General features: G+C 73.4%; 20 protein-coding genes and 1 pseudogene. 14 read left to right on the plus strand and 7 right to left on the minus strand.

Annotated features, from left to right (window positions below; genetic code table 11):
* Both AB0912_RS25985 and AB0912_RS25990 read left to right on the plus strand, forming a co-directional pair.
* Window positions 1–689 (plus strand): annotated as a pseudogene (locus tag AB0912_RS25985) (hypothetical protein); the annotation flags it as partial.
* The gene (locus AB0912_RS25990) at window positions 689–1,297 is read left to right on the plus strand and encodes a hypothetical protein (protein ID WP_366703766.1); all 609 of its coding nucleotides are present in this window, start codon (window positions 689–691) and stop codon (window positions 1,295–1,297) included. The pseudogene AB0912_RS25985 and the gene AB0912_RS25990, both read left to right, overlap by 1 nt.
* 32 nt (window positions 1,298–1,329) lie before the next feature.
* On the opposite strand, the gene AB0912_RS25995 is transcribed toward AB0912_RS25990, so the two are convergent.
* Window positions 1,330–2,631, minus strand: coding sequence for an ABC transporter substrate-binding protein (locus tag AB0912_RS25995; RefSeq protein ID WP_366703768.1), 1,302 nt, complete (start codon window positions 2,629–2,631; stop codon window positions 1,330–1,332).
* A gap of 117 nt (window positions 2,632–2,748) precedes the next feature.
* On the opposite strand from AB0912_RS25995, the gene AB0912_RS26000 reads away from it, so the two are divergent.
* Together AB0912_RS26000 and purU are read left to right on the plus strand one after the other, a co-directional pair.
* Window positions 2,749–3,249 carry a hypothetical protein gene (locus tag AB0912_RS26000; protein WP_366703770.1) on the plus strand — a complete coding sequence of 167 codons (501 nt, stop codon included), beginning with the start codon at window positions 2,749–2,751 and terminating at the stop codon, window positions 3,247–3,249.
* An 86-nt stretch (window positions 3,250–3,335) separates the two neighbouring features.
* Complete coding sequence (gene purU, locus AB0912_RS26005) at window positions 3,336–4,220, plus strand: formyltetrahydrofolate deformylase (protein ID WP_366703772.1); 885 nt, start codon at window positions 3,336–3,338, stop codon at window positions 4,218–4,220.
* A 520-nt stretch (window positions 4,221–4,740) separates the two neighbouring features.
* On the opposite strand, the gene AB0912_RS26010 is transcribed toward purU, so the two are convergent.
* A complete protein-coding gene (locus tag AB0912_RS26010) occupies window positions 4,741–6,201 on the minus strand; it encodes a zf-HC2 domain-containing protein (RefSeq protein ID WP_366703774.1) in 1,461 nt (486 codons plus the stop codon).
* Window positions 6,198–6,779: a sigma-70 family RNA polymerase sigma factor gene (locus tag AB0912_RS26015; RefSeq protein ID WP_366703776.1), complete on the minus strand. Its 582-nt coding sequence runs from the start codon at window positions 6,777–6,779 to the stop codon at window positions 6,198–6,200. The genes AB0912_RS26010 and AB0912_RS26015 overlap by 4 nt, the downstream gene beginning before the upstream one ends.
* A 603-nt stretch (window positions 6,780–7,382) precedes the next feature.
* Between AB0912_RS26015 and AB0912_RS26020 the strand changes: the two genes are divergently transcribed.
* Entirely contained in the window at window positions 7,383–7,742 is a 360-nt protein-coding gene (locus AB0912_RS26020; RefSeq protein WP_366703845.1) for an STAS domain-containing protein, read from the plus strand.
* Between the two features lie 177 nt (window positions 7,743–7,919).
* The gene (locus tag AB0912_RS26025) at window positions 7,920–8,432 is read left to right on the plus strand and encodes an EF-hand domain-containing protein (protein ID WP_366703778.1); all 513 of its coding nucleotides are present in this window, start codon (window positions 7,920–7,922) and stop codon (window positions 8,430–8,432) included.
* A 101-nt stretch (window positions 8,433–8,533) separates the two neighbouring features.
* On the opposite strand, the gene AB0912_RS26030 is transcribed toward AB0912_RS26025, so the two are convergent.
* Window positions 8,534–10,066 (minus strand): AMP-binding protein, encoded by a 1,533-nt coding sequence (locus tag AB0912_RS26030; RefSeq protein ID WP_366703780.1) that lies wholly within the window; start codon window positions 10,064–10,066, stop codon window positions 8,534–8,536.
* A gap of 230 nt (window positions 10,067–10,296) precedes the next feature.
* Between AB0912_RS26030 and AB0912_RS26035 the strand changes: the two genes are divergently transcribed.
* The 4 genes from AB0912_RS26035 (at window position 10,297) to AB0912_RS26050 (ending at window position 14,503) form a co-directional block, all read left to right on the plus strand.
* Entirely contained in the window at window positions 10,297–11,484 is a 1,188-nt protein-coding gene (locus AB0912_RS26035) for an amidohydrolase family protein (RefSeq protein ID WP_366703782.1), read from the plus strand.
* Window positions 11,484–12,638: an acyl-CoA dehydrogenase gene (locus AB0912_RS26040; protein WP_366703784.1), complete on the plus strand. Its 1,155-nt coding sequence runs from the start codon at window positions 11,484–11,486 to the stop codon at window positions 12,636–12,638. The genes AB0912_RS26035 and AB0912_RS26040 overlap by 1 nt, the downstream gene beginning before the upstream one ends.
* Window positions 12,639–12,646: 8 nt before the next feature.
* Complete coding sequence (locus tag AB0912_RS26045) at window positions 12,647–13,561, plus strand: acyl-CoA dehydrogenase family protein (protein WP_366703787.1); 915 nt, start codon at window positions 12,647–12,649, stop codon at window positions 13,559–13,561.
* Window positions 13,562–14,041: 480 nt separating this feature from the next.
* Window positions 14,042–14,503 (plus strand): ATP-binding protein, encoded by a 462-nt coding sequence (locus AB0912_RS26050; RefSeq protein ID WP_366703789.1) that lies wholly within the window; start codon window positions 14,042–14,044, stop codon window positions 14,501–14,503.
* A gap of 468 nt (window positions 14,504–14,971) precedes the next feature.
* Here AB0912_RS26050 and AB0912_RS26055 read toward each other — a convergent pair whose 3' ends face one another.
* Window positions 14,972–15,898: a cyclase family protein gene (locus AB0912_RS26055; RefSeq protein ID WP_366703791.1), complete on the minus strand. Its 927-nt coding sequence runs from the start codon at window positions 15,896–15,898 to the stop codon at window positions 14,972–14,974.
* Between the two features lie 95 nt (window positions 15,899–15,993).
* Here AB0912_RS26055 and AB0912_RS26060 point away from each other — a divergent pair, with 95 nt between their 5' ends.
* The 3 genes from AB0912_RS26060 (at window position 15,994) to AB0912_RS26070 (ending at window position 19,461) form a co-directional block, all read left to right on the plus strand.
* A complete protein-coding gene (locus AB0912_RS26060) occupies window positions 15,994–16,905 on the plus strand; it encodes an SDR family oxidoreductase (protein ID WP_366703793.1) in 912 nt (303 codons plus the stop codon).
* An 80-nt stretch (window positions 16,906–16,985) separates the two neighbouring features.
* A complete protein-coding gene (locus AB0912_RS26065) occupies window positions 16,986–18,209 on the plus strand; it encodes an acyl-CoA dehydrogenase family protein (protein WP_366703795.1) in 1,224 nt (407 codons plus the stop codon).
* Window positions 18,210–18,411: 202 nt separating this feature from the next.
* The gene (locus AB0912_RS26070) at window positions 18,412–19,461 is read left to right on the plus strand and encodes a Zn-dependent alcohol dehydrogenase (RefSeq protein ID WP_366703797.1); all 1,050 of its coding nucleotides are present in this window, start codon (window positions 18,412–18,414) and stop codon (window positions 19,459–19,461) included.
* 85 nt (window positions 19,462–19,546) lie between these two features.
* Here the strand turns inward: AB0912_RS26070 and AB0912_RS26075 are convergent, their stop codons facing one another.
* Window positions 19,547–20,611 (minus strand): helix-turn-helix domain-containing protein, encoded by a 1,065-nt coding sequence (locus tag AB0912_RS26075; RefSeq protein ID WP_366703799.1) that lies wholly within the window; start codon window positions 20,609–20,611, stop codon window positions 19,547–19,549.
* Between the two features lie 71 nt (window positions 20,612–20,682).
* Between AB0912_RS26075 and AB0912_RS26080 the strand changes: the two genes are divergently transcribed.
* A complete protein-coding gene (locus AB0912_RS26080; protein ID WP_366703801.1) occupies window positions 20,683–22,047 on the plus strand; it encodes an MFS transporter in 1,365 nt (454 codons plus the stop codon).
* 94 nt (window positions 22,048–22,141) lie between these two features.
* On the opposite strand, the gene AB0912_RS26085 is transcribed toward AB0912_RS26080, so the two are convergent.
* Window positions 22,142–22,819 (minus strand): flavin reductase family protein, encoded by a 678-nt coding sequence (locus AB0912_RS26085; protein WP_366703847.1) that lies wholly within the window; start codon window positions 22,817–22,819, stop codon window positions 22,142–22,144.
* Between the last annotated feature and the right edge of the window lie 39 nt (window positions 22,820–22,858).

The raw sequence follows: 22,858 nt of genomic DNA on the forward strand, positions 1-22,858 counted from the left end.
GGGCCGCCGCCCGGCGCGGCGGCCCCGCCGACCACGACGGGCCGGGCGGCGGCGGTGGCGGCCGCTCGCGCATCCCGCTGATCGCGGCCGTCGGCGTCGGCATCATCGTCCTCGGCATCGGCGCGGGCGCCCTGCTCAGCGGGGGCGGCGGAGGCGGTGACACGAACGCGGACACCGGCAAGACGGTGTCCGCGACGGCCCCGGCGACCGAGGGTTCCTCGCCCGCCGCCGACCCGGTGAAGGCGCAGGCCGTCGAGCTGGACAAGCTCCTCGCCGACAGCACCAGCAGCCGCGACGCGGTGATCAAGGCCGTCGGCGACGTGAAGGCGTGCCGGAACCTCGACCAGGCGGCGACCAGCCTGCGCGACGCCGCCAAGCAGCGCACCCAGTCGGTCACCCGGCTCTCCGCGCTCAGCGTCGACAAGCTGCCGAACCACGCCGAGCTGACCGCCGCGCTCACCAGCGCCTGGAAGGCATCCGCCTCGGCCGACAACCACTACGCGGCCTGGGCCGACCAGGCCAAGGCGGGCAAGGTCTGCCGCAAGGGCCACGCCCGCAGCAGCGGGCAGACCGCGGCCGGCAACCAGGCCAGCGGCACGGCCTCCGTCCAGAAGGAGAAGGCCGCCCGCCTCTGGAACGCCATCGCCGCCAAGTACGGGCTCACGCAACGCACCCGCACCCAGCTCTGATGCCCCGCTCCCGGCTCTACGCGTACCGGGTGCGCGGGACGGGCCGCGGCGGGGTCGTCCTGTGGACCGGCGGCGAGGGTGACGAACCCGACCGGGTGCTGACACTGCCACCGCCGGCTGTGCGCTCCGGGGCGCCGGTCTCCACGGAGCGCGGCCGGGCGCGGGCGTCCACGGAGCGCGGCGAGGTGCCGCTGCCCGCGGCTCGCCGCCGGGTGCCGGTGTTCACGACGGTCCGGCAGGCACGGCGGTACGCGAGCCGACTCGGGCGCGCCCTGGCCACGCCCGGCGCCGGCACGCTGGAACTCGCCCGGGTCCAGCACTGGCTGGCCGGCCCGGCCCGCCGCCGCGTGCCCCCGGGACCCGTACTGGAGGCCTGGAACTTCTTCGAGGACCTGGCCCGCGGACTCGGCGAGACCCACCGGCTGCCCGGTCAGGGCCCGGTGCACGACAGCGCCTACGACAAGCTGTTCGGCGCCGGGCACGCCGCGTGGACCCCCGCCGAGGAACGGGCCGTACGGGAACTGCTCACGGCCGGGGCGGACCTGTGGCACTCCTGCCCGGTGACCGTCAGACCCCGGTCGAGCGCCCGGCCCGGGGCGAGCGCGTAGCCAGGGCCGGGCGCCTGGCCCGAGGCGAGCGCCTAGTTCGTGCTCTCCAGCGTCCGCGACATGTTCACGAAGCCGCGGCGGGCCGGGACGAGGCGGCCGGCGCGGACGACCTGGAAGGTGACGTCGGCGTTGACCAGGCGCGGGAAGTCGTAGGCGCCGATCAGGTCCTCGAAGCGCCAGCTCAGTGTCGGGGTGAGGCCGCCCGTGTCCACCTTGAGGCCGTTGTCGAGCGCCCGGCGGATGGCCAGCGGGGTGATCCGGCCCGGGCCCAGCGACTCGACCGCCTTCTTCAGCACGGTGTAGGCGATCCAGGTGGTCTGCACGCCGGCATCGGCCGGGTCGATCCGGTTGTCGCCGAACGCCTGCTCCTTGATCACCGCCCGCATCTCGTTCCAGCGCGCGTCGTCCGCGGTCGGGTACCAGCCGGTGACGTACGAGCCCTCGTAGGGGCCCGACTTGCCTCCGGTGGCGTCCACGCGCGACTGGTCGACGCTGCCGATGACCGTGCCGGTGCGGACCTTCGGGTACCGCGTGCTGTCGCGCCGGAAGGAGTCCATGAACGTGTCGGTGCGGTCGCCGAGGGCGGGCACCACACAGCCGACCTCGGCCGGGTCGGAGGTCGCGTGCTGGAGCGCCTGCCGGGTGGGCCCCGAGTACTCGCTGGCGTCCTCGGCGGCCCGCTGGTCGTCGGCCTGCGGATGCCCCTGCTTCTTCAGGCCGGAGTCGAGCAGCAGCGGGAGCTGGTCGCCGGCCGTGGTGTCGGGGCGGATCAGCGCGACCGGGCCGCAGTTCTTGCCGAGCTGCTCGCCGAGGCCCGCCAGCAGCGCGGGCTGGCCGCCGTTGACCGGATAGGAGACCGGGCTGGTGAACTCGTCGTCGGTGACGCCGTACCCGCCGATGTAGGGGATGCCCGCGCTCTCCAGCGGGGAGAGGAACGAGCGGCTGTACTGGCTGTAGGAGCCGACCACCGCGACGACCTTCTCGTCCACGGCCCGCTCGGCGCAGTGCGCGGCGGCGATGGAGTCGTTGTGGTCGTTGCAGGTCAGCACCTCCAGCTTGTGGCCGTTGACGCCGCCGTGGGCGTTGACCCAGCGGGCGTAGGCGCGGGCGAGTGCCGGCATGCCGGCCTTGTTGGTCGCCTTGGTCTTCTCCGGCGCCCAGGTCATCACCTTGACCGTGCCGTCCCCGGAGCCCCCCGTGACACCGGGCACGACCCCGCAGCCCGCCGCGATCGACGCGCACGCCGTCAGCGCGCACGCGGACAGCAGCGCGGCCCGCAGGGGCCTGCGGTCCGGAACGGGAGAGGTGGTGCGCATGCGTCGCCTGCCGGTCATGTACACGCACGATTCCGTCACACGGCGAACCTCGGAGTGACTCGTGGTCAAGAGAGGATGACGCAGAGGTGAATGACGGGGGGCGATGACGTGTTTTCCGCGGGGAACGTACGATCGGTGACCGTGCAAGGTTCGGAGAACTCTTCCCGTCGCGGCCGTCGCTCCTCCACCATGGGCGGCATGCCACTGAACGACATGCCGTGGTGGCGCTGGCGCAGCAATGTGCGCTCCGCGCTGCACATGCTCTCCGACCCCGCCTTCCAGCGTGACGTCTGGCTCGCCGGCGTCGACGGGTACGGGGACGTCACCGACGCCGTGTACCGCCTGGTTGAGGACACCTGGCTCGACAACTGGTCGGCCGAGAAATACGTCGGCACGATCTTCCGGGACTCCGAGGAGGCGGCCCTCGTGGACACCGCCGTCCTGCGCGTCCTGCGGATCATGCACCAGGTCGGACCGGACGCCCCCGTCTCCGCCTACCTCGACCACCAGGCGTGGCCGGACGCCGTGCACGCCGCGCGCGCCGCACACGTCCGGCTCGCCACGAGCGACGGCGAGGAACCCGACGTCCCGCCGCGCACCCTGGAGGTCCTGCGCATCCTCACGCGGTCGGCGTAGGGCAGGGCCCGGGACGGGGCTCGCGGGGCGTCCGCCCTGCGGGACGGGAGTCCGGCGCGGGCGCCCGGTATGGGACCCTGTGCCGCATGAATGAGCCGTCCGTCCGCGGGAGCGCGCCCGCCGCCGAGCAGTACGTCCTGACCCTGTCCTGCCCCGACAAGCAGGGCATCGTGCACGCCGTGTCGAGCTATCTGTTCATGACCGGCTGCAACATCGAGGACAGCCAGCAGTTCGGCGACCACGACACCGGCCTGTTCTTCATGCGCGTGCACTTCTCCGCCGAGTCCCCGGTGACGGTGGAGAAGCTGCGGGCGAGCTTCGCGGCCATCGGCGACGCCTTCCACATGGACTGGCAGATCCACCGGGCCGAGGACCGGATGCGGATCGTCCTCATGGTCAGCAAGTTCGGCCACTGCCTGAACGACCTGCTCTTCCGCGCCCGGATCGGCGCCCTGCCCGTCGACATCGCGGCCGTCGTCTCCAACCACACGGACTTCGCCGAGCTGGTCGGCTCCTACGACGTGCCCTTCCACCACATCGCGGTGACGAAGGACACCAAGGCGCAGGCCGAGGCGCAACTGCTGGAGCTGGTGCGCGAGCAGGGCGTCGAACTGGTCGTCCTCGCTCGCTATATGCAGGTCCTCTCGGACGACCTCTGCAAGCAGCTCAGCGGCCGCATCATCAACATCCACCACTCCTTCCTGCCGAGCTTCAAGGGCGCCAAGCCGTACCACCAGGCGCACGCCCGGGGTGTGAAGCTCATCGGCGCCACCGCGCACTACGTGACCGCCGACCTCGACGAGGGCCCGATCATCGAGCAGGAGGTCGAGCGCGTCGGCCACGACGTCACCCCCGAGCAGCTCGTCGCGATCGGCCGGGACGTCGAGTGCCAGGCGCTGGCCCGCGCGGTGAAGTGGCACGCGGAGCACCGCATCCTCCTCAACGGCCGCCGCACGGTCGTCTTCGCGTAAGCGGGGGAGGGGGCCGGGCGCCGCTCGGCCCCCGGGGCAGTCCGGAGGCGCATCGGGAACCGTCGAGGCAGTCCGGGGGGCGCCCCAGGAAACCCCGGGGGCAGCACGGGGACGCCGCTCCGCCGGAAACCCCAGGGCGGCCCGGGAACGCTGGTGGCGACCCCCGGGGCTGCCACCTCCGGGGCACCACCTCGGACACCCCCGCTGTCCGCCGGGCGCCCCGGAGGCCGCCGCTGTCCGCCGGGCACTCCGGAGGCCGCCGCTGTCCGCCGGGCACTCCGGAGGCCGCCGCTGTCCGCCGGGCGCCCCGGAGGCCCCCGCTGTCCGCCGGGCACTCCGGAGGCCCCCGCTATCCGCCGAGCGCCCGGGAATCCCCCGCTATCCGAACGGGCACTCCGGAGGCCGCCGCTGTCCGCCGGCCACTCCGGAGACCCCCGCTGTCCGCCGGCCACCCCGGAGCCCCGCTATCCGCCGGGCGCCCGGAAGCCCCCGCTATCCGCCGGGCGCCCGGAAGCCCCCGCTACATCCGGCTCAGCGAAGCCGCCGCCAGGAGTACGTCCCTGATGGCCTCGCGGTCGCCGTCCTGGCCGGCCGCCGCCTCCTCCGGGGAGACGTGGCCCGCCGCGAGACGGCAGAACTCCACGCCGTCCAGCGCCACATGGGCCACCTCGTGCCCGGCCGAGGCGACCGCGCCCGGCGAGTCCAGCGGGATCAGCCAGTCGCCGCCCCCGGACCCCTCGATCTCCAGCCGCAGACTGCGGCCTTCGGCGCCCGCCGCGACCAGATGCCGGGCCGGAGGGGCCGACAGGCCCGCCCTGCGCCGCTCGGCCAGCGACCCCGGCAGCATCCGCGCCGCCAGGTCGATCATCCGGTGGAGATGCCGGGACGCGGGCGGCTCGTACGGGTAGTCCACGGCGTGCGCGATGTCCCAGGCGTGCATCCAGCACTCGAAGGCGCGGTCCACCATCGCGTCGCCGAGCGGCAGTTCGAACCCGCCGTACGGCACGCTCAGGCCGCCGGAACCCCGCGCGCCCGGGCCGGCCGTACCGCCGTCGACGAACGACACCGTCCGCACGATGTCATGGCTCTGCGCCCGCCAGGGGCCGCGCACGGACCGGGTCGGCGGGAAGCGCGAGGCGCTCCAGTACGTCTCGGTGCGCCCCTGCGGGGTCTGCCCCGGCGTGCTCGCGTCGCCGAGCGGGTCGTCCAGGCCCAGCGCGACCGCGACCAGGCCGTCGACGCTCAGCAGATGGGCGATCACCCCCGCGACCGTCGTACGGCGGCCGGCGGGCGCCCGGCCGTCGAACCAGCGCAGCCGCACCGGGGCGTGCCACTCGGCGCCGCCGATGTCCTGGAGCAGCGCGTCGAGCCGCGCGGTCTCCGCGTCGTAGGCGGCGGCCCACTCGGGGACCGGGATGCGCGGCGGGCGCCGGTCGAGGCAGCCCGCCAGGACCCGGGTGCGCAGCGTCGGGTCCAGGTCGAGGCTCTCCGGGGGATGCAGCAGGCCGACCGCCCCGCGCAGCCGCATCGCCTCGTCCGCGCAGGCCCCGCACTCCCCGAGGTGCTCCTCGACGGCCGTCGTCTCCCGCGCCGAGCAGGCGGCCAGCGCCCAGGCGCCGAGCAGCGACTTCAGGACGTGGTGTTCGAGGACGAGCGGCGCCGGGGCGGCGGACGGGACGGGCGCCGGGACCGGGTCGGGCAGGGGCAGCCCGGTGTCCTCCACGGAGGAACGCGGCAGCGGTATCCCGCCCTCCGGGTGACCGGACGGCTGCGGGTGACCGGACGCCTCCGGGTGACCGGGCGAGTGCGGGTAGCCGGGCGACGGCGGGTAGCCGGACGGGTCCGGTCGCTCCGGGGAGTACGGGCGCTCCGGCGCGTGCGGGTGCTCCCCGGGGCCGCCGGCGCCGCGCTCGCGGGGCCGGCCGTCGTCGGGGTCCTCCCCGTGGCCGAGCGGTCCGGCGCGGTCGGCTCCGCCGTTCACCGCGCGCCCCCGTACGGCGACGGCGGGCCGGTGCGGGCGGCGTCGTGGGCCGTGGACAGGAGCTGGAGGCCGAGCCGGAGCCGGCGGCGGGCCTCGTCCTCGGTGACGCCGAGGTCGGCCGCCGTCTGACGGTAGTCACGGCGCTGGAAGTAGGCGAGGTCCAGCGCCTCGCGCAGCGGGGCCGGCATGGACGTGACGATGTAGTCCGCGCGGGCGGCGACGGAGGCGCTGCGCACCTTGCGCTCCAGCTCCTCGGCGGTGCCGTGGCCGCCCTGGGCGAGCGCGGCCGTCTCGGTGGCGCGCAGCCGCTGCACGGCCAGCCGGTGCGTCAGCCCGGCGACCCAGGAGCGCAGCGGGCCCTGCCGGGGGTCGTAGGCGTCGGGGTTCTCCCAGACGTGGGTGAAGACCTCGCGGGTGATCCCGTCGGCCGCCCGGTCGTCGCCGAGGACGCGGTGGGCCAGGCCGTGCACGAGCGAGGCGAACCGGTCGTAGAACTCGCCGAGCGCCGCCGCCTCCCCGCGTGCGAGCCGCTGCTGCATCTTGCGGTCCCAGCGGGGCGGTGCGTCCTGCTTCGCCATGCGGCCCCCTCGCCCTGCCCGTGCCCGGCGCCTGTCCGTGAACGGTGCGTATCCGTGCGTGTCCGTGTGTGTCGGTGTGTCCGGCCTGTGTACCGACGTGTCCCCGTTCGCCGGATGGTCATGCGGTCCGCTTTTCGGTCCGTGCTTCCCGCCGCTGTTTCCAGCCTGGGCGCACCTGCTGTCCCGAATGTAGTCGGCACGTCCGACAGCGCACGCCCCTTTGCGCCAATGTGCGCCCCCGAACCGGCCACGGATGGTAGAAGCGCACCGCTTCCACCACCGGACTTGACCGCCAGGGACCGTATCCGACCGAAACCAGCCCCTCATTGAGCGATTTCGACCGTGCACCGGCGTTTCTTCCGGAGCCGATCCGTGTTTCATGGAAGCGCGGCCCGCGCGGGAACCGCGGAACGGTGTTTCGCGTGATGACTGCTGGGCAGCCGCGCTGGAAGGAAGCGTACGAAAAGCTTCCGGTTCTGCGGGACGAGGCGAGCGAGAGGCGTGGCGGTGACGCTCAAGGTGACCGAGGTGACCGACGTGACCGACAGCGAGGTCGGCGCGGGCGGCAGGGCGGGTACGGGCCGCGCGCACGGCCTCGACGCGGTGAGCCGCGACGAGGGCGACTGGGCCGTGCTGCGGGTGTCGGGCGAACTCGACCTCGTGACCGCCCCGGCGCTGCGCCAGGGCGTGCACGACGTGGTCGCGGAGGGCCGGCACAGCATCGTCCTCGATCTCTCCGGGGTCCTGTTCTGCGACTCCAGCGGGGTCGGCGTGCTGATCGCCACCCGCCGTCTGATGCGTTCCTGCCAGGGCCGGCTGCGGCTGATCCTGCCCGCCCAGGGCGCCGTCGAGGGCTCCCACGTCAACCGTGTCCTCGCGGCCCTCGGCGTCCGCCGCCTCTTCGACGTCTTCCCGGACGTCGACGCGGCCCTCGACGAGCAGGCCCGGCCGCTCTCCGCCTGATCCCCCGGCGGGCGCGCGGTCCGGCGCGGCCGTCTTCCCGTTGTCCCGGAATTCCCCCGGTCCTGGCACAACCGTCGTTTCCGGCTCGCGGGGCGCCCCGCGCGTCGTACGCTCCCTGCCAGACGAACCCCGGCCCGGCCACGGCCGGCTGAGAAGTGAGGCGGGTCCGAACACACCATGGTCAGCACCGAGTACGAGCGCAGGATCGCCGCCCGGTTCGCCGGGTTCGACCAGGACGGCAACGGCTACATCGACCGGGAGGACTTCAACGCGGCGGCCAAGGCCGTGCTCGCCGAGTTCGGTACGGCGGCCCGGTCCGACAAGGGCCAGGCCCTCTACGTCGGGGCCGAGGCGTTCTGGCAGGGCATGGCCGGCATAGCGGACCGGGACGGGGACCAGCGCATCACCCGCGAGGAGTTCGTGACCGGCGCGGTGAAGCGGCTGCGGGACAACCCCGAGCGGTTCGCCGAGATCGCCCGCCCCTTCCTGCACGCGGCCCTCGCGGTGGCGGACACCGACGGGGACGGCGCGGCCACGGTCGACGAGACCCGCCGCGTCCTGACCGCCCTCGGCGCGGACGAGGACACCGCCGCGGCGGCGGCAGCGGCCCTCGACACCGACACCGACGGCCGCGTCGGCGAGACGGAGGTCGTCACCGCCTTCGCCCGCTACTTCACGGTCCCGGAGTAGCCCGCTACTTCACGGTCCCGGAACAGGCCCCTTTCACGGTCCCGGCGTGGCCCCGCTGCCTCTCGGTCCCGGAGCGGCCCCGGACCCCGGGGCCCCGTTCCTCACTCCGAAAACCGCTCCCTGAGCCGGTACTTGAGCACCTTGCGCAGGGTCTCGTTGCGGGGCAGGGCGTCCACCACCTCCAGTCGCTCGGGGAGTTTGTGGACGGCCAGACCCTCGGCGCGCAGATACGAGGTCAGGGCGGGCAGCGTCAGTCTCGGGGAGCCCGGGGGCTGTTCGACCACCGCGCAGACGCGTTCGCCGCGCTCCGCGTCGGGCAGGCCGATCACCGCGACGTCCCCGACCGCCGGGTGCCGGTGCAGCAGGTCCTCGATCTCCTTGGCGGAGATGTTCTCGCCCTTGCGGATGATGATGTCCTTCACCCGCCCGGTGAGCACCAGATGCCCGCTCTCCGTCAGATGCCCGACGTCCCCCGTGATCAGGAACCCCTCCTCGTCGAACGCCTCCGCGGTCTGCGCCGGGTCCAGATAGCCCCGGCACACCGCCTCGCCGCGCAGCCGCACGTCCCCGTCGGCACCGGCCGGCCGGGGCGCCCCCGCCGCGTCCACGATCCGTATCTCCATGCCCCGCGGCGGCCGGCCCTCCGTGGTCGCGAGGTTCTCCGGCGTGTCGTCCGGCGCGCCCATCGTGATCATCGGGACCTCGGTCATCCCGTACCCGTGGGTGAGCTGCACGCCCATCTCCCGGACGACCGCGTGGTAGACCTCGGGCGGTTTCGGGGCGCCGCCGCCGGCGAGCAGCCGCAGGGCGGGCAGGACCGGTGTGCCGGGCTGTTTGCGCTGCTCGGCGAGGAACATGGCGTAGAAGGCGGTCGACCCGCCGGCCACCGTCACCCCGTGCCGGCGGTACTCCGCCAGGGCCTCGGGCAGCGCGAAGTGCTCGAACATCACGGCCGGGAAGCCGTACAGCAGCAGCATCACCGTGTAGTCGGGGCCGGCGATGTGCGCGTAGGGGAAGGCCATCGAGCCGACGTCGTGGGCGGACAGGCGCAGGGCGTGCGCGAGGCAGGAGCCGCCCGCGATCAGCGAACGGTCGGTGTGCAGCACGCCCTTGGGGTCGGAGGTGGTGCCCGAGGTCCAGTAGATCCAGCGGACGTCCGTGCCGTCGGCGGGCGGGGGAGGCAGCACGGCGGGGTCGCCGTCCGGCAGGTCGTCGTAGGCCTCGAAGACGTTCCGGGCGCCGAGCCGGTGCGCCATCGCGGTGTGGTCGAAGCCGCGCCACTCGCCCGGCACGGCGAAGTACTCGGCCTTCGACTCCCTGAGCGCGAAGCCGACCTCACGGTCCCGGTAGAAGGGGATGACGGGGGACTGCACCGCGCCGAGGCGGGCCAGCGCGAAGGACAGCAGGGCGGTCTCGATCCGGGTGGGGAGCTGCCAGGCGACGACCGTGCCGGGCCGCACCCCCCGCTCGTACAGGCCGGCCGCCACCCGTTCGGCGCGGTCGCGCAGTGCGCCGAAGGTCAGCGAGCGGTCGCCCTGGAGCAGGACCGGCCGGTCGGGGGTGAGGCGGGCGCGCCGGTCGGCCAGCTCCCACAGCGTGCGGGCGGAACTCAGGGCGTGCGCGGTGTCGTTCACTTCGACCCCCCGGGGGCGTTCGCCTCGGCGCCCGTGACCCACGGGCGTACCTGACGTTCCGTCAGATAGTGCGCAGAGCGTAGGGCTCACCGCCTTGTCGGTCCATAGGCGCGGGGCTAGCCTGCTGGAGGACAGAGATCTGACGACCCATCAGATACGTTGGCGGGGGCACCCGGAGACACGATGCCGGGGCCCGAGCCGGCCGACCCGTACGCCAGGCGGAGGGGACCATGACCGAACTGCCCCGCATCATCAGCGTCGACGACCACGTGATCGAGCCCGCGCACCTCTTCGAGACCTGGCTGCCGGCCAGGTACCGGGAGCGCGGACCGCGCCCGCTCACCGCCGGGATCGGCGAACTCGCCTACGTCGCGGGCAAGTACCAGATCACCATGGACCCGGCGGGCCCGCCGACGGACTGGTGGATCTACGAGGACCTGAAGTTCCCGTACAAGCGCAACATCGCCGCCGTCGGCTTCGACCGCGACGAGATGACCCTGGAGGGCATCACCCGCGCCGAGATGCGGCCCGGCTGCTGGGACCCCGCCGAGCGGCTGAAGGACATGGACCTCAACCACGTCGAGGCGAGCCTCTGCTTCCCGACCTTCCCCCGGTTCTGCGGCCAGACCTTCGCCGAGGCCCACGACAAGGAGGTCGCCCTCGCCTGCGTACGCGCCTACAACGACTGGATGGTCGAGGAGTGGTGCGGCGACAGCGGCGGCCGGCTGATCCCGCTGTGCCTGATCCCGCTGTGGGACGTGGGCCTCGCGGTCGCCGAGATCCGCCGCAACGCGGCCCGCGGCGTCAAGGCCGTCACCTTCTCCGAGATCCCCACCTACCTCGGCCTGCCCTCCATCCACTCCGGCTACTGGGACCCGTTCTTCGCGGTCTGCCAGGAGACCGGCACGGTCGTCAACATGCACATCGGCTCGTCCTCGCAGATGCCCGCCGCCTCCCCCGACGCCCCGCCCGCCGTGCAGGCCTCGCTCTCCTTCAACAACGCGATGGCCTCGATGACGGACTTCCTCTTCAGCGGCGTCCTCGTCAGGTTCCCGCAGCTCAAACTCGCCTACTCCGAGGGGCAGATGGGCTGGATCCCGTACGCCCTGGAGCGCGCCGACGACGTCTGGTCCGAGCACCGCGCCTGGGGCGGCGTGAAGGACCTGATCCCGGAGCCGCCCTCCACCTACTACTACCGGCAGATCTTCTGCTGCTTCTTCCGCGACAAGCACGGCGTCGCCTCGCTGGACGTCGTGGGCCGTGACAACGCCACCTTCGAGACCGACTACCCGCACGTCGACTCGACCTTCCCGCACACCAAGGAGGTCGCCCTCGACCACGTGAAGGGCCTCGACGACGAGACGGTCCACAAGCTGATGCGCGGCAACGCGATCCGCATGCTGGACCTGGACCTGTAGTGGACCTGACGTACACGCCCGAGGAGGAGGAGTTCCGGGTCCGCCTGCGCGGCTGGCTCGCCGAAGCCCTCCCCGCGCTGCCGCCGAAGCCGTCCCCCGCCGACTGGCCCGCCCGCCGGGCCTACGACCTCGGCTGGCAGCGCAGGCTCTACGACGCCGGCTACGCGGGCCTGCACTGGCCCGTCGACGCCGGCGGACAGGGCGCCACCCCGACCCAGCACCTCATCTACCTGGAGGAGACCGAGAAGGCCGGCGCCCCCTACGTCGGCGCCAACTTCGTCGGCCTGCTGCACGCCGGTCCCACCATCGCCGCCGAGGGCAGCGCCGGCCAGCGGGCCCGCTGGCTGCCGCCGGTCCTGCGCGGCGAGGAGGTCTGGTGCCAGGGCTTCAGCGAACCGGACGCCGGCTCCGACCTCGCCGCGCTGCGCACCCGCGCCCGGCGCGACGGCGACCACTACGTGGTCAGCGGCTCCAAGATCTGGACCTCCCACGCCGAGGTCGCCGACTGGTGCGAACTGCTGGTGCGCACCGACCCCGACGCCCCCCGCCACCGGGGGATCACCTGGCTCGCGATGCCCATGGACGCGCCCGGCGTCACCGTCCGCCCGCTGCGCACCCTCGCGGGCTCCACCGAGTTCGCGGAGGTCTTCCTCGACGAGGTGCGCGTCCCGCTCACCCATCGCGTCGGCGCGGAGAACGACGGCTGGCGGGTGACCATGGTGACCCTGTCCTTCGAACGCGGCACCGCCTTCGTCGGCGAAGTCGTCGCCTGCCGCCGGGTGTTGGCCGAGGTGGCGCGCGAGGCACGGAAGAACGGCCGCTATGACGACCCCGGGCTGCGCCGCCGGCTCGGCCGGCTGAACGCCCGCTTCCGCGCGCTGTGGCGGCTGACCCAGTGGAACGTGGGCGAGGCCCAGCGCACCGGCGGAGTGCCCGGCGTCGGCGCGTCCGTCTTCAAACTGAGCTACTCGCGGGCCCGCCAGGAGCTGTACGACACCGCCGCCGAGGTGCTCGGCCCCGAGGCGCTCGACCTCGGCCGCGAGTGGACCCGGGACCGGCTGTCGGCCCTGTCGTACACGATCGCGGCCGGCACCTCGCAGATCCAGCGGAACATCGTCGCCGAGCGCATCCTCGGCCTGCCGAGGGGGAGATGAGCCGGGCCGTGGACTTCCAACTCAGCTCCGACCAGCGGGCCTTGCGGCAGGGCATACGGGAGCTGCTGGAAGGCCGGTTCGGACCGGCCGCCCTGCGCGCGGCGGCCGGCCGGGCCGGGACGCCCGGCGAACGGGTTCTCGACCGGGCGCTGTGGCGCGAACTCGGCACGGCCGGATTCTTCGCGCTGCGCCTGCCCGAGGCGGACGGCGGCGTCGGACAGGGCCTGCCCGAGGCCGTCCTGGCCTTCGAGGAGGCGGGCCGCGTCCTGCTGCCCGGCCCGCTCATCGCCACCCACCTCGCCGCGGGCACCGTGCCCGGCGCCGCCACCGGCGAGGCGGTCGTCACGGCCGCCGACGGCGCGCTCGTGGAGTGGCTGGACGAGGCCGACGTCGTCCGCGGAGACACCGCGGGCGCCGAACCGCTGGAGCCGCTCGACCCGCTGACCCCGCTGCACCGGCTGCCCGCCGCCCCCGGCCGGCCCCCCGGCCCGCCCCCCGCCGACGCCCCGCTCGTCTCCCTCCTCACCGCCGCCGAACAAATCGGCAGCGCCGCCCGCACCTGCCGGACGGCCGTGCAACACGCCCGGACCCGCGAGCAGTTCGGTCGCCCGATCGGGGCCTTCCAGGCCGTCCAGCATCTCTGCGCGGACATGCTCGTCCGGGTCGAGCTGGCCCGCGCCGCCGTCTACGCGGCCGCCGTCACCGCCGGCCCCGCCGACATCGCCGCAGCCCGGCTGCTCGCCGACGAGGCCGCCGTACGCGGCGCCCGCGACTGCCTCCAGGTGCACGGCGGCATGGGCTTCACCTGGGAGTCCGACGTCCATCTGCACCTCAAGCGGGCCTGGACCCGGACCCACCGTACGGGCGGCGGCACACAGAGTGAGGAACTGCTCGCGGACGACCTCGCCGCCGGACCGGCCTGACGGGCCCGCTGTCCTGCGGCGGCGCGGAAACGGCGGAAAGGCATGCCGCGGATCGTGGCACGGCGGAATCACGGAGCGTCGATACCGGGTTGTGTCCTCGGCGCGACTCGTCACGGCCCGGAGTCGGCGCCGGGCTCCGGTACCTTGTGTGGGATGCGAGTGGTTCCGAGGCTGAGCCGGCCCGGTGTTGCCCCAGAGGCGGCGCCGGAGACGGCGATGCGCGCCGCTCGCGAGGCAGGACGAATCCCCGTACCTGCCTGTTCGACTCCCCGTGGCGAGCGTCGCACAGTATGCCGCACACGTACTCCTTCGCGCTGGAATATGCCCGAAGCGCTTGTTGGGGTGACTGTACGTCAACCATGCTGTCTCGCAAGGGAATCACGTTCCGTGATCCTTGTTCTGGCCATGCAGAAAATGGCCACGATCGTGGCCCTTGTGAGGCGCGAGGCGATGTGTCCGCCGGTTCGGATGGTGTGAGCGGTGCAGGTGCTTCAAGTGCAACTGGAGATCCGGCCCGACCCCGCGGAGGTGGGGCGGGCCCGGCGCTGGGCCCGTTCCCGGCTCGCGGGTTCCGGCATAGAGGCCGATGAACCGCTCGCCGAGACGCTGATCCTGCTCGTCTCCGAGCTGGTCACCAACGCCGTGGTGCACACCGGCTGTCCGGCCGTGCTGCGGCTGTGCCTGCCGGGCGGCGGCGAGGCCGCCACGGTGCGCCTCGAAGTCGCGGACTCCAGCGCCCGGCCGCCGATCCCCCGGCACGCCGAGGGCGACGAGACCAACGGGCGCGGCCTGGAACTGGTCGACGGCCTCGCGGACCGCTGGGGCTGGAACCCCGAGGGCGCCGGCAAACGCATCTGGTGCGAGGTCGACCGCTGCGCCGCGACCGGCTCCGCGCGGGTCGCGTACCCGGCCTACGAGGACTTCGCCTACGAGGCGGTCTAGCGCCTCCGTCTGTCGCGCCGGGGCCGCGCACACTTTCGTGCATCTATGCACGAAAGCGCTGTACGCGGCTGCCGTAGTGGCCGAATGCGCCGGTCCGTGCTTCGATTCGCGCTGTCTCAAATGGGGCGGAGGCGGCAAATCGCCGATCCGGTGTTGACGTGACGTGTCCGTTTGATCACGCTTGTGTTCGGTGATCCGCCGCGAGGGGACGGCGAGGGCCCCGGTGACGGGGGTCCTCGGCGAGTGCGGATCGCGATTCGGCGTCGGCTCCCCAACGGGCGGAGGAGCAGGGCGAGTACGCCGGAGACGGAGGGCGGCGCGTCGTGCCCGGAGCGGGATGGGGACCCCGCGGCCGGGCGCGGTCGAACCGGGGGAGGCGCGCCGCCGGCCGGTCTCGTGCGGGTGCCGGTGTACGGGAGCCGGGTGCCGTACGGGAAGTGGGTGCCGGAGGCGGGGCGGTCGCCGGGGTCAGAGGATGGCGACCGGGGCCACCGGGGTGCCGGTGGCGCCGACGAAGGGTTCCGGCATCGCGGAGAGCAGGAAGGTGTGGCGCCCCTCTTGTCCACAGGCTGTGGACAACTCTTCGAGATTCCAGTTCTGGCCCTGGAGCATGCCCATCTCGACCAGGTCGAGGGCGTGCACCGGCAGCCACAGGTCCTCGATCTCGGGCGGGAAGATCTCGAAGGTGAGGGTGTCGTTGGCGACCGCCGCCACGTCCCGCGCGTGGAACCACTCCGGGGCGCGCACCGACAGACCCGGCGACGGATACCCGTACCCGTGCTTGTCGCCCGCCAGATACACCTGGACCTGCCCGGTCCGCACCAGCACGATGTCGCCCGCCCGCACCCGCGTGCCCGCCAGTTCCTCGGCCGCCGACAGGTCTTCGGGGGTGACCGCGTGGCCGCCGGGCAGCCGGTCCAGGCCGCGGGCCCGCGCCACGTCGAGCAGCACCCCGCGCGAGACGATGTGCCGGGGCTTGTCGATCCCGCCGAACTCGGCGCCCCCGTGGGCGGTGACGGTGTCCGCCGGGCGGCCGTTGTAGAGCTTGCCCGAGTGCGAGACATGGGTCAGCGCGTCCCAGTGGGTGCCCGCCTGGAGGCCCATGGTCACCGCGTCGTCGCTGCACGCCACCGTGCCGGGCCCGAAGATCTCCTGGTTGATCTGCACCATCGCGTGCAGCGGATTGACCCGGCCCGGGATCATCCCGGTCTGCACACCGTCCTGCTTCAGCGGCAGCGCGAGCGGCACACGGCGCCCGCTCCGCACGGTCGCCGCCGCCTCGCGCACCACCTCGTCGGTGATCAGGTTCAGGGTGCCCATCTCGTCGTCGGACCCCCAACGCCCCCAGTTGTTCACGCGCTTGGCGATCTCGTGGAACTCGTCCGGCAGTGACATGAGTCCTCCCCGGGGCTTGTCTCCAGGTATCTGACGGGTCGTAGAATCCGAGTTGAATCTAACGGACCGTCAGAAACTGCGGGAAGGGGCCGGGCGTGGGGAACTTCTTGGCGGGCAAGGTGGTCGCCGTCACGGGCGCGGGGCGGGGGATAGGCCGGGCGGTCGCCCTCGCCGCGGCCCGCGAGGGGGCACGGGTCGTCGTCAACGACTACGGCGTGTCCGTCGAGGGCGCGGAGCCCACGAGTTCGGTCGCGGGCACCGTCGTCAAGGAGATCGGGGCGGCGGGCGGCGAGGCGGTCGCGGTCGCCGACGACATCTCCACGATGGCGGGCGGACAGCGCGTCGTCGACACCGCGCTCACCGCGTACGGGCGGATCGACGGGGTGGTCTGCGTGGCCGGCATCCTGCGCGAACGGATGCTCTTCAACATGTCGGAACAGGAGTGGGACCCGGTCGTCGCCACCCATCTCAAGGGCACCTTCACCCTGTTCCGGGCCGCCTCGGCGGTGATGCGGAAACAGGGGTCGGGCACCCTCGTCGGCTTCACCAGCGGCAACCACCAGGGCTCGGTCGCACAGGCCAACTACAGCGCGGCCAAGGGCGGGATCATCTCGCTGGTGCGCAGCGCCGCCCTCGGCCTGCACAAGTACGGGGTCACCGCCAACGCGGTCGCGCCGGTGGCCCGTACGCGGATGTCGGCGAACGTACCCATGGAGCTGAAGGAGATCGGCGAACCGGAGGACGTGGCCGCGCTCGTCGTCTACCTGCTCTCCGACCGGGCCCGCGCGGAGCGCATCACCGGGCAGGTGTACACGATCGCCGGACCCAAGATCGCCGTCTGGGCGCAGCCGCGCGAACTGCGCGCCGGCTACGCCGAGGGCGCCTGGACCCCGGAGCGGATCGCCGACTTCCTGCCCGGCACCGTCGGCGTCGACCCGATGCCGCTGCTGGAGCGGGTGGAGGCGATGGCGCGCGCCGCGGCGGACGGGGCACGCCCCAACGCGTAGTCCGGCGGCGGGGGATGGGGCGCGCCCCAATGCGTAGTCCGGCCGCGGTCACGAGCCGCGGCCCGGTGGGAGGAGAGCGTGTGGATTTCGCATTCGGCCCCGAGGACGAGGAGTTCCGGCGCGAGGTGCGGGACTGGCTCGCGGGGCATCTGGCGGAGCGTCCGAAGGACGGCGTGACCGCGCGCCGCGACTGGGAGCGGGAACTCGGGCGGGCCGGCTGGATCGGGCTCGGCTGGCCGGAGGACGGCTACGGCAACCGGACCGCCGGCCTGACCCGGCAGGTGGTGTGGGCCGAGGAGTACGCCCGCTCGGCCGCGCCCCCGAGGTCCGGTCACATCGGCGAGAACCTGCTCGCCCCGACGCTGCTGGCGCACGGGACCCCGGAACAGAAGCAGCGGTTCCTGCCGCCGATCGCGCGGGGCCGGGAGCTGTGGTGCCAGGGGTACAGCGAGCCCGGCGCGGGCTCGGACCTGGCGGGGATCAGGACAAGTGCCGTACGGGGGGAGGGGGCTGGGGCGGATGCCGGCGCTCCGGCGGCCGTACGGGATGCGGGCGTGCCCTCGCCGGTGTACCGGGTCACCGGGCAGAAGATCTGGACCTCGCTCGCCCACGAGGCGGACTGGTGTTTCGTCCTCGCCCGGACCGAACCGGACTCCGCCCGCCACCACGGACTGTCCTTCCTCCTCCTGCCGATGGACCAGCCGGGCCGCGTCGAGGTCCGGCCGATCCGCCAGATGACCGGCACCAGCGAGTTCAACGAGGTTTTCTTCGACGGAGCGGTGGCCCGCGCCGAGCACGTGGTGGGCGGCCCCGGCAACGGCTGGCGGGTCGCGATGAGCCTCCTCGGCTTCGAACGCGGGGTCTCCACCCTCGCCCAGCAGATCGGCTTCGCCGAGGAGCTGGGAAACGTCCTGCGGACCGCCGTCGCGACCGGCGCTGCCACCGATCCGGTCGTCCGCGACCAACTCGTACGGCTGTGGGCGGAGTTGCGCACCATGCGCTGGAACGCCCTGCGCACGCTGGGCGGTTCGGGCGACCGGGCGGACGCGGCGGCCCCCAGCGCGGCGAAGCTGCTGTGGGCCGGCTGGCACCGGCGGCTCGGTGAACTGGCGGTACGGGTGCGGGGACCCGGCGCGGCGGTCGGCCCGGCGGACTGGACCCCGCGGCGGCCGTACGAACTGGACGCGGCCCAGCACCTGTTCCTGTTCAGCCGGGCCGACACGATCTACGGCGGCTCGGACGAGATCCAGCGCACGATCATCGCCGAACGGGCACTGGGGCTGCCGAAGGAGCCGATGGGGTAGCGGGCGCGCGCCCCGCACGATGAACGGGCCGGCGAGGTACGGCACATCCCGGTACGGCCCCGGCGGGTGAGCCCCATCCGGGTACGGCCCAGGCAGGTGTGACCCAGTCAGGTACGGCGCAGTCAGGTACGGCCCAGTCAGGTCCGGTCCAGCGAGGTACGGCACAGCCCCGGGGTGGCCCGGGAAGAGGGGAGCCGGTGCGATGCGAGGCGTGATCTTCGACGGGAAGCGGACCGAGGTCGTGGACGACCTGGAGGTGCGGGACCCCGGGCCGGGGGAGGTGCGGGTCGCGGTCGTGGCGGCGGGGCTGTGCCACAGCGACCTGTCGGTGGTGGACGGCACGATCCCCTTCCCGGTCCCCGTGGTCCTCGGCCACGAGGGCGCCGGGGTGGTGGAGGCGGTGGGCCCGGGCGTCACCCATGTCGGTCCCGGCGACCACGTGGCCCTGTCCACGCTGGCCAACTGCGGGACCTGCGCGGAGTGCGACCGGGGCAGGCCCACGATGTGCCGGAAGGCGATCGGCAGGCCGCGGCGGCCGTTCAGCCGGGCCGGGCGGCCGCTGTACCAGTTCGCCGCCAACTCCTCTTTCGCGGAGCGGACGGTGGTGAAGGCGGTCCAGGCGGTCCGTATCCCCGAGGACATCCCGCTGACCTCGGCGGCGCTCATCGGCTGCGGGGTCCTGACGGGGGTCGGCGCGGTCCTCAACCGGGCGCGGGTGGACCGGGGTGACACGGTCCTCGTCATCGGCACCGGCGGGATCGGCCTCAACGTCATCCAGGGGGCGCGGATCGCGGGCGCCCTGCGGATCGTCGCCGTCGACTCCAACCCGGCGAAGGAGACGGTGGCCCGCCGGTTCGGGGCGACGGACTTCCTGACGTCCACCGAGGGGGTGAAGGACATCCTGCCGACGGGGGTGCAGCACGCCTTCGAGTGCGTGGGCCGGGTGGAACTCATCCGGCAGGCGATCGACCTGCTGGACCGGCGCGGCCAGGCCGTCCTGCTGGGGGTGCCCCCGGCGACCGCCGAGGCGTCCTTCCTCGTCTCCGCGATGTACCTGGACAAGTCCATCCTGGGCTGCCGCTACGGCTCCTCCCGCCCCCAACGCGACATAGCCCTCTACGCCGACCTCTACCGCACGGGCCACCTCCTCCTCGACGAACTGGTCACCGCCACCTACCCGGTGGAGGACTTCGAACGAGCGGCGGAGGACGCACACGCGGGGAAGGTGGCGCGGGGGGTGTTGACGTTCTGAGAGCGCGGCAGCCCGGGAGGGGACACGCGGGCCGGCGGCAACGGGGTCCGGTTTGGGGGTGCCCGGCCCGTGGGCGTCCCGCACGTCACACCCGCGTCGTGGTGTCCGCCTCGGCGGTGTCGGGTGTCGTCCCCGGCGTGGTGTCGGTGCCGAGGTCCGGGCCCGTCGTTGATCTGAAGGTGCGGCGGTAGGCGGTCGGGGTGACGCCCAGGGTGGACTGGAGGTGTTGGCGCATGGACTGGGCCGTGCCGAAGCCGGCGTCGCGGGCCACCTGGTCGATGGACAGGGTGCTGGACTCCAGCAGGTGCCGGGCGTGTTCGACGCGCTGGCGGGTCAGCCACTGCCCGGGGCTGACCCCGACCTCCTCGCGGAAGCGCCGCGTGAACGTCCGTACCGACATGGACTCCTGCCCGGCCATGTCGCGGAGCTGGATCGGCTCGTGCAGCCGGCCCAGCGCCCAGGCGCGCGCGTTGGTCGTGCCGGCCGACCGGGCCTCCGGGACCGGGCGCTGGACGAACTGCGCCTGGCCGCCGTCCCGGTGCGGCGGTACGACCGTGCGGCGGGCCACGTCGTTGGCGACGGCGGCGCCGTGGTCGCGGCGCACGATGTGCAGGCACAGGTCGATCCCGGCGGCGACACCGGCCGAGGTCAGCACGTCGCCGTCGTCGATGAACAGCACGTCCGCGTCGACCCGTACCTCCGGGAAGAGCCGCTGGAAGTGCTCGGCGTGCATCCAGTGCGTGGTCGCCGGGCGGCCGTCGAGGACACCGGCCGCGCCCAGCACGTAACTGCCGGTGCAGATCGAGACCAGCCGGGTGCCGGGGCGGACGCGGGCGAGGGCGGCGGCCAGCTCCGGCGTCAGCACGCCCTCCCGCTGGACGGGACCCAGCTCGTGCGAGGCCGGGACGACCACCGTGTCGGCGCCGGCGAGCGCCTCGGGGCCGTGGGCGACCAGGACCTCGAAGTCGGCGTCCGTCGTGACCGGCCCCGGCGGCCTGACCGAGCAGGTGACCACCTCGTACAGCGGGCGGCCCGCGCCGTCGCGTGCCTTGCCGAAGATGCGCTGCGGGATGCCCAGCTCGAAGGGGAGCAGGCCGTCGAGCGCGAGGACGGCGACGCGGTGCGGGCGGGGCGTTCCCGGAGAGGTCATGGCCTGATCCTAACGAATACTGTCCTTCGGGCCAGTGGTCCGGCCCGTTCCGTTGCCCGAAGCTCGATGGCGTGACCCAGACAAACCAGGCCGCACCCGCCGCGAAGGACGCCCGGCCTCCCCGCCCCGCCGCCCCGCACCGCATCCACCGCGCGTGGTTCGTCGCCGCCGTCACCTTCGTGACGATCATCGGAGCGGCGGCCTTCCGGTCACTGCCGGGACTGCTGATCGACCCGCTCAACGCCGAGTTCGGCTGGTCGCGCGGCACGATCGGCGCCGCCGTCTCCATCAACCTCGTCCTCTACGGCCTCACCGCGCCCTTCGCCGCCGCCCTCATGGACCGCTTCGGCATCCGGCGCGTCGTCGCGATCGCCCTGACCGTGATCGCCGTCGGCTCCGGACTCACCGTGTGGATGACGGCGGCCTGGCAACTGCTGCTCTGCTGGGGCCTGTTGGTGGGGCTCGGCTCCGGTTCGATGGCCCTCGCCTTCGCCGCGACCGTCACCAACCGCTGGTTCACCGAACGCAAGGGCCTGGTCACCGGCATCCTCACCGCGGCCTCCGCCTCCGGCCAGCTCATCTTCCTGCCCCTGCTGTCCTGGATCGTCGACGAGCACGAGTGGCGTCCGGCAGCCGTCACCGTGGCCCTCGCCGCCCTCGCGGTCGTCCCCTTCGTCTGGCTGCTGCTGCGCGACCACCCGGCCGACGTCGGCCAGAAGCCGTACGGCGCGAAGGAGTTCGTACCGAAACCCGAACCGGTGCGGGGGGCCGCCCGGCGCACTCTGACCGTGCTGTTCTCCGCCGCCCGCACCGGCCCCTTCTGGCTGCTCGCCGGGACCTTCGCGATCTGCGGCGCCTCGACCAACGGCCTCGTCCAGACGCACTTCGTGCCCGCCGCCCACGACCACGGCATGCCCATCACGGCCGCCGCCTCGCTCCTCGCGGTCGTCGGCGTCTTCGACGTGGTCGGCACGATCGCCTCCGGCTGGTTCACCGACCGCTTCGAGCCGCGCCGCCTGCTGGCCGTGTACTACGCGCTGCGCGGCGTCTCGCTGCTCTTCCTGCCGATGCTGCTCGCCCCGGACGTACACCCGCCGATGATCTTCTTCATCGTCTTCTACGGCCTCGACTGGGTCGCCACCGTCCCGCCCACCCTCGCCCTGTGCCGTGAGCGGTACGGCGAGGACAGCGCCATCGTCTTCGGCTGGGTCCTCGCCTCGCACCAGGTCGGCGCCGCGCTCGTCGCCTTCCTCGGCGGCGTCGCCCGCGACCACTTCGGCTCCTACGACGTCGTCTGGTACGCCTCGGGCGCGCTGTGCGCGGTGGCGGCGCTGATGGCGCTGGTGATCCGGCGCAGGGGTCCGGCCGCCTCGGCCCCGACGGCTCCGACAGCTCCGACGGTTCCGGTGACGCCGGCGGCTCCGGCGAACGCCTGACCGGAGGGATGAGGGGAGAGACAGAGACGCGGCATGAGCTAGACGTGGAGCTAGACCTAGACCTAGACCTAGAAGTAGATCTAGACCTGGGCCTCTAGGTCAGGAACCGCCCCTTGTGGAACAGCAGGGGCGGTACGCCGTCGCCGTCCCCGCCCGTGCCGAGCGCGTCCACCCGGCCCACCACGATCAGATGGTCCCCGCCCGTGTGCACCGCGTGGACCGCGCAGTCGATCCACGCCGCCGCCCCCGCGAGCCGGGGGGAACCGGAGACCGGGGCGGCGTCGTACTCGACCCCGGCGAACTTGTCCGCGCCGCTCACCGCGAACCCCCGGCACAGGTCGCCCTGGTGCGCCCCGAGGACGTTCACACAGAACACGCCGGCGCGGGCGATACGGGGCCAGGTCGTCGACGTACGGGCGACCATGAAGCAGATCAGGGGCGGGTCGAGGGACAGGGACGCGAAGGACTGGCAGGCGAAACCCGCCGGTCCCGCCGGTCCCGCCGGGTCACCATCCCTGTCCCTGTCCCTGCCCCCGTTCCCGTCCCCGCCCTCGGCGGCCGGGGATGCCGCCGGTGTCGTCACGACGGTGACGCCCGTCGCGAAGTGTCCGAGGACCCGCCGGAACTCCGCCGGGTCGACCGGCGCGCGCTCGTCCTCGCCGACCGCCCGCAACTCCGGCCGCGGCAAGGCCTCGACGGCCCCCGCGACTGTGGGGGTCCCGACCGACCTGAGATAACGGACGGCCACGGCGGCCATCCCTGCGTGTCCCATCACACCGGCCATTGAAGCTGACGGGGTGTCAGATCGGAA

Source organism: Streptomyces sp. NPDC007084 (assembly GCF_040703595.1).
In the GTDB taxonomy this organism is placed as follows: domain Bacteria; phylum Actinomycetota; class Actinomycetes; order Streptomycetales; family Streptomycetaceae; genus Streptomyces.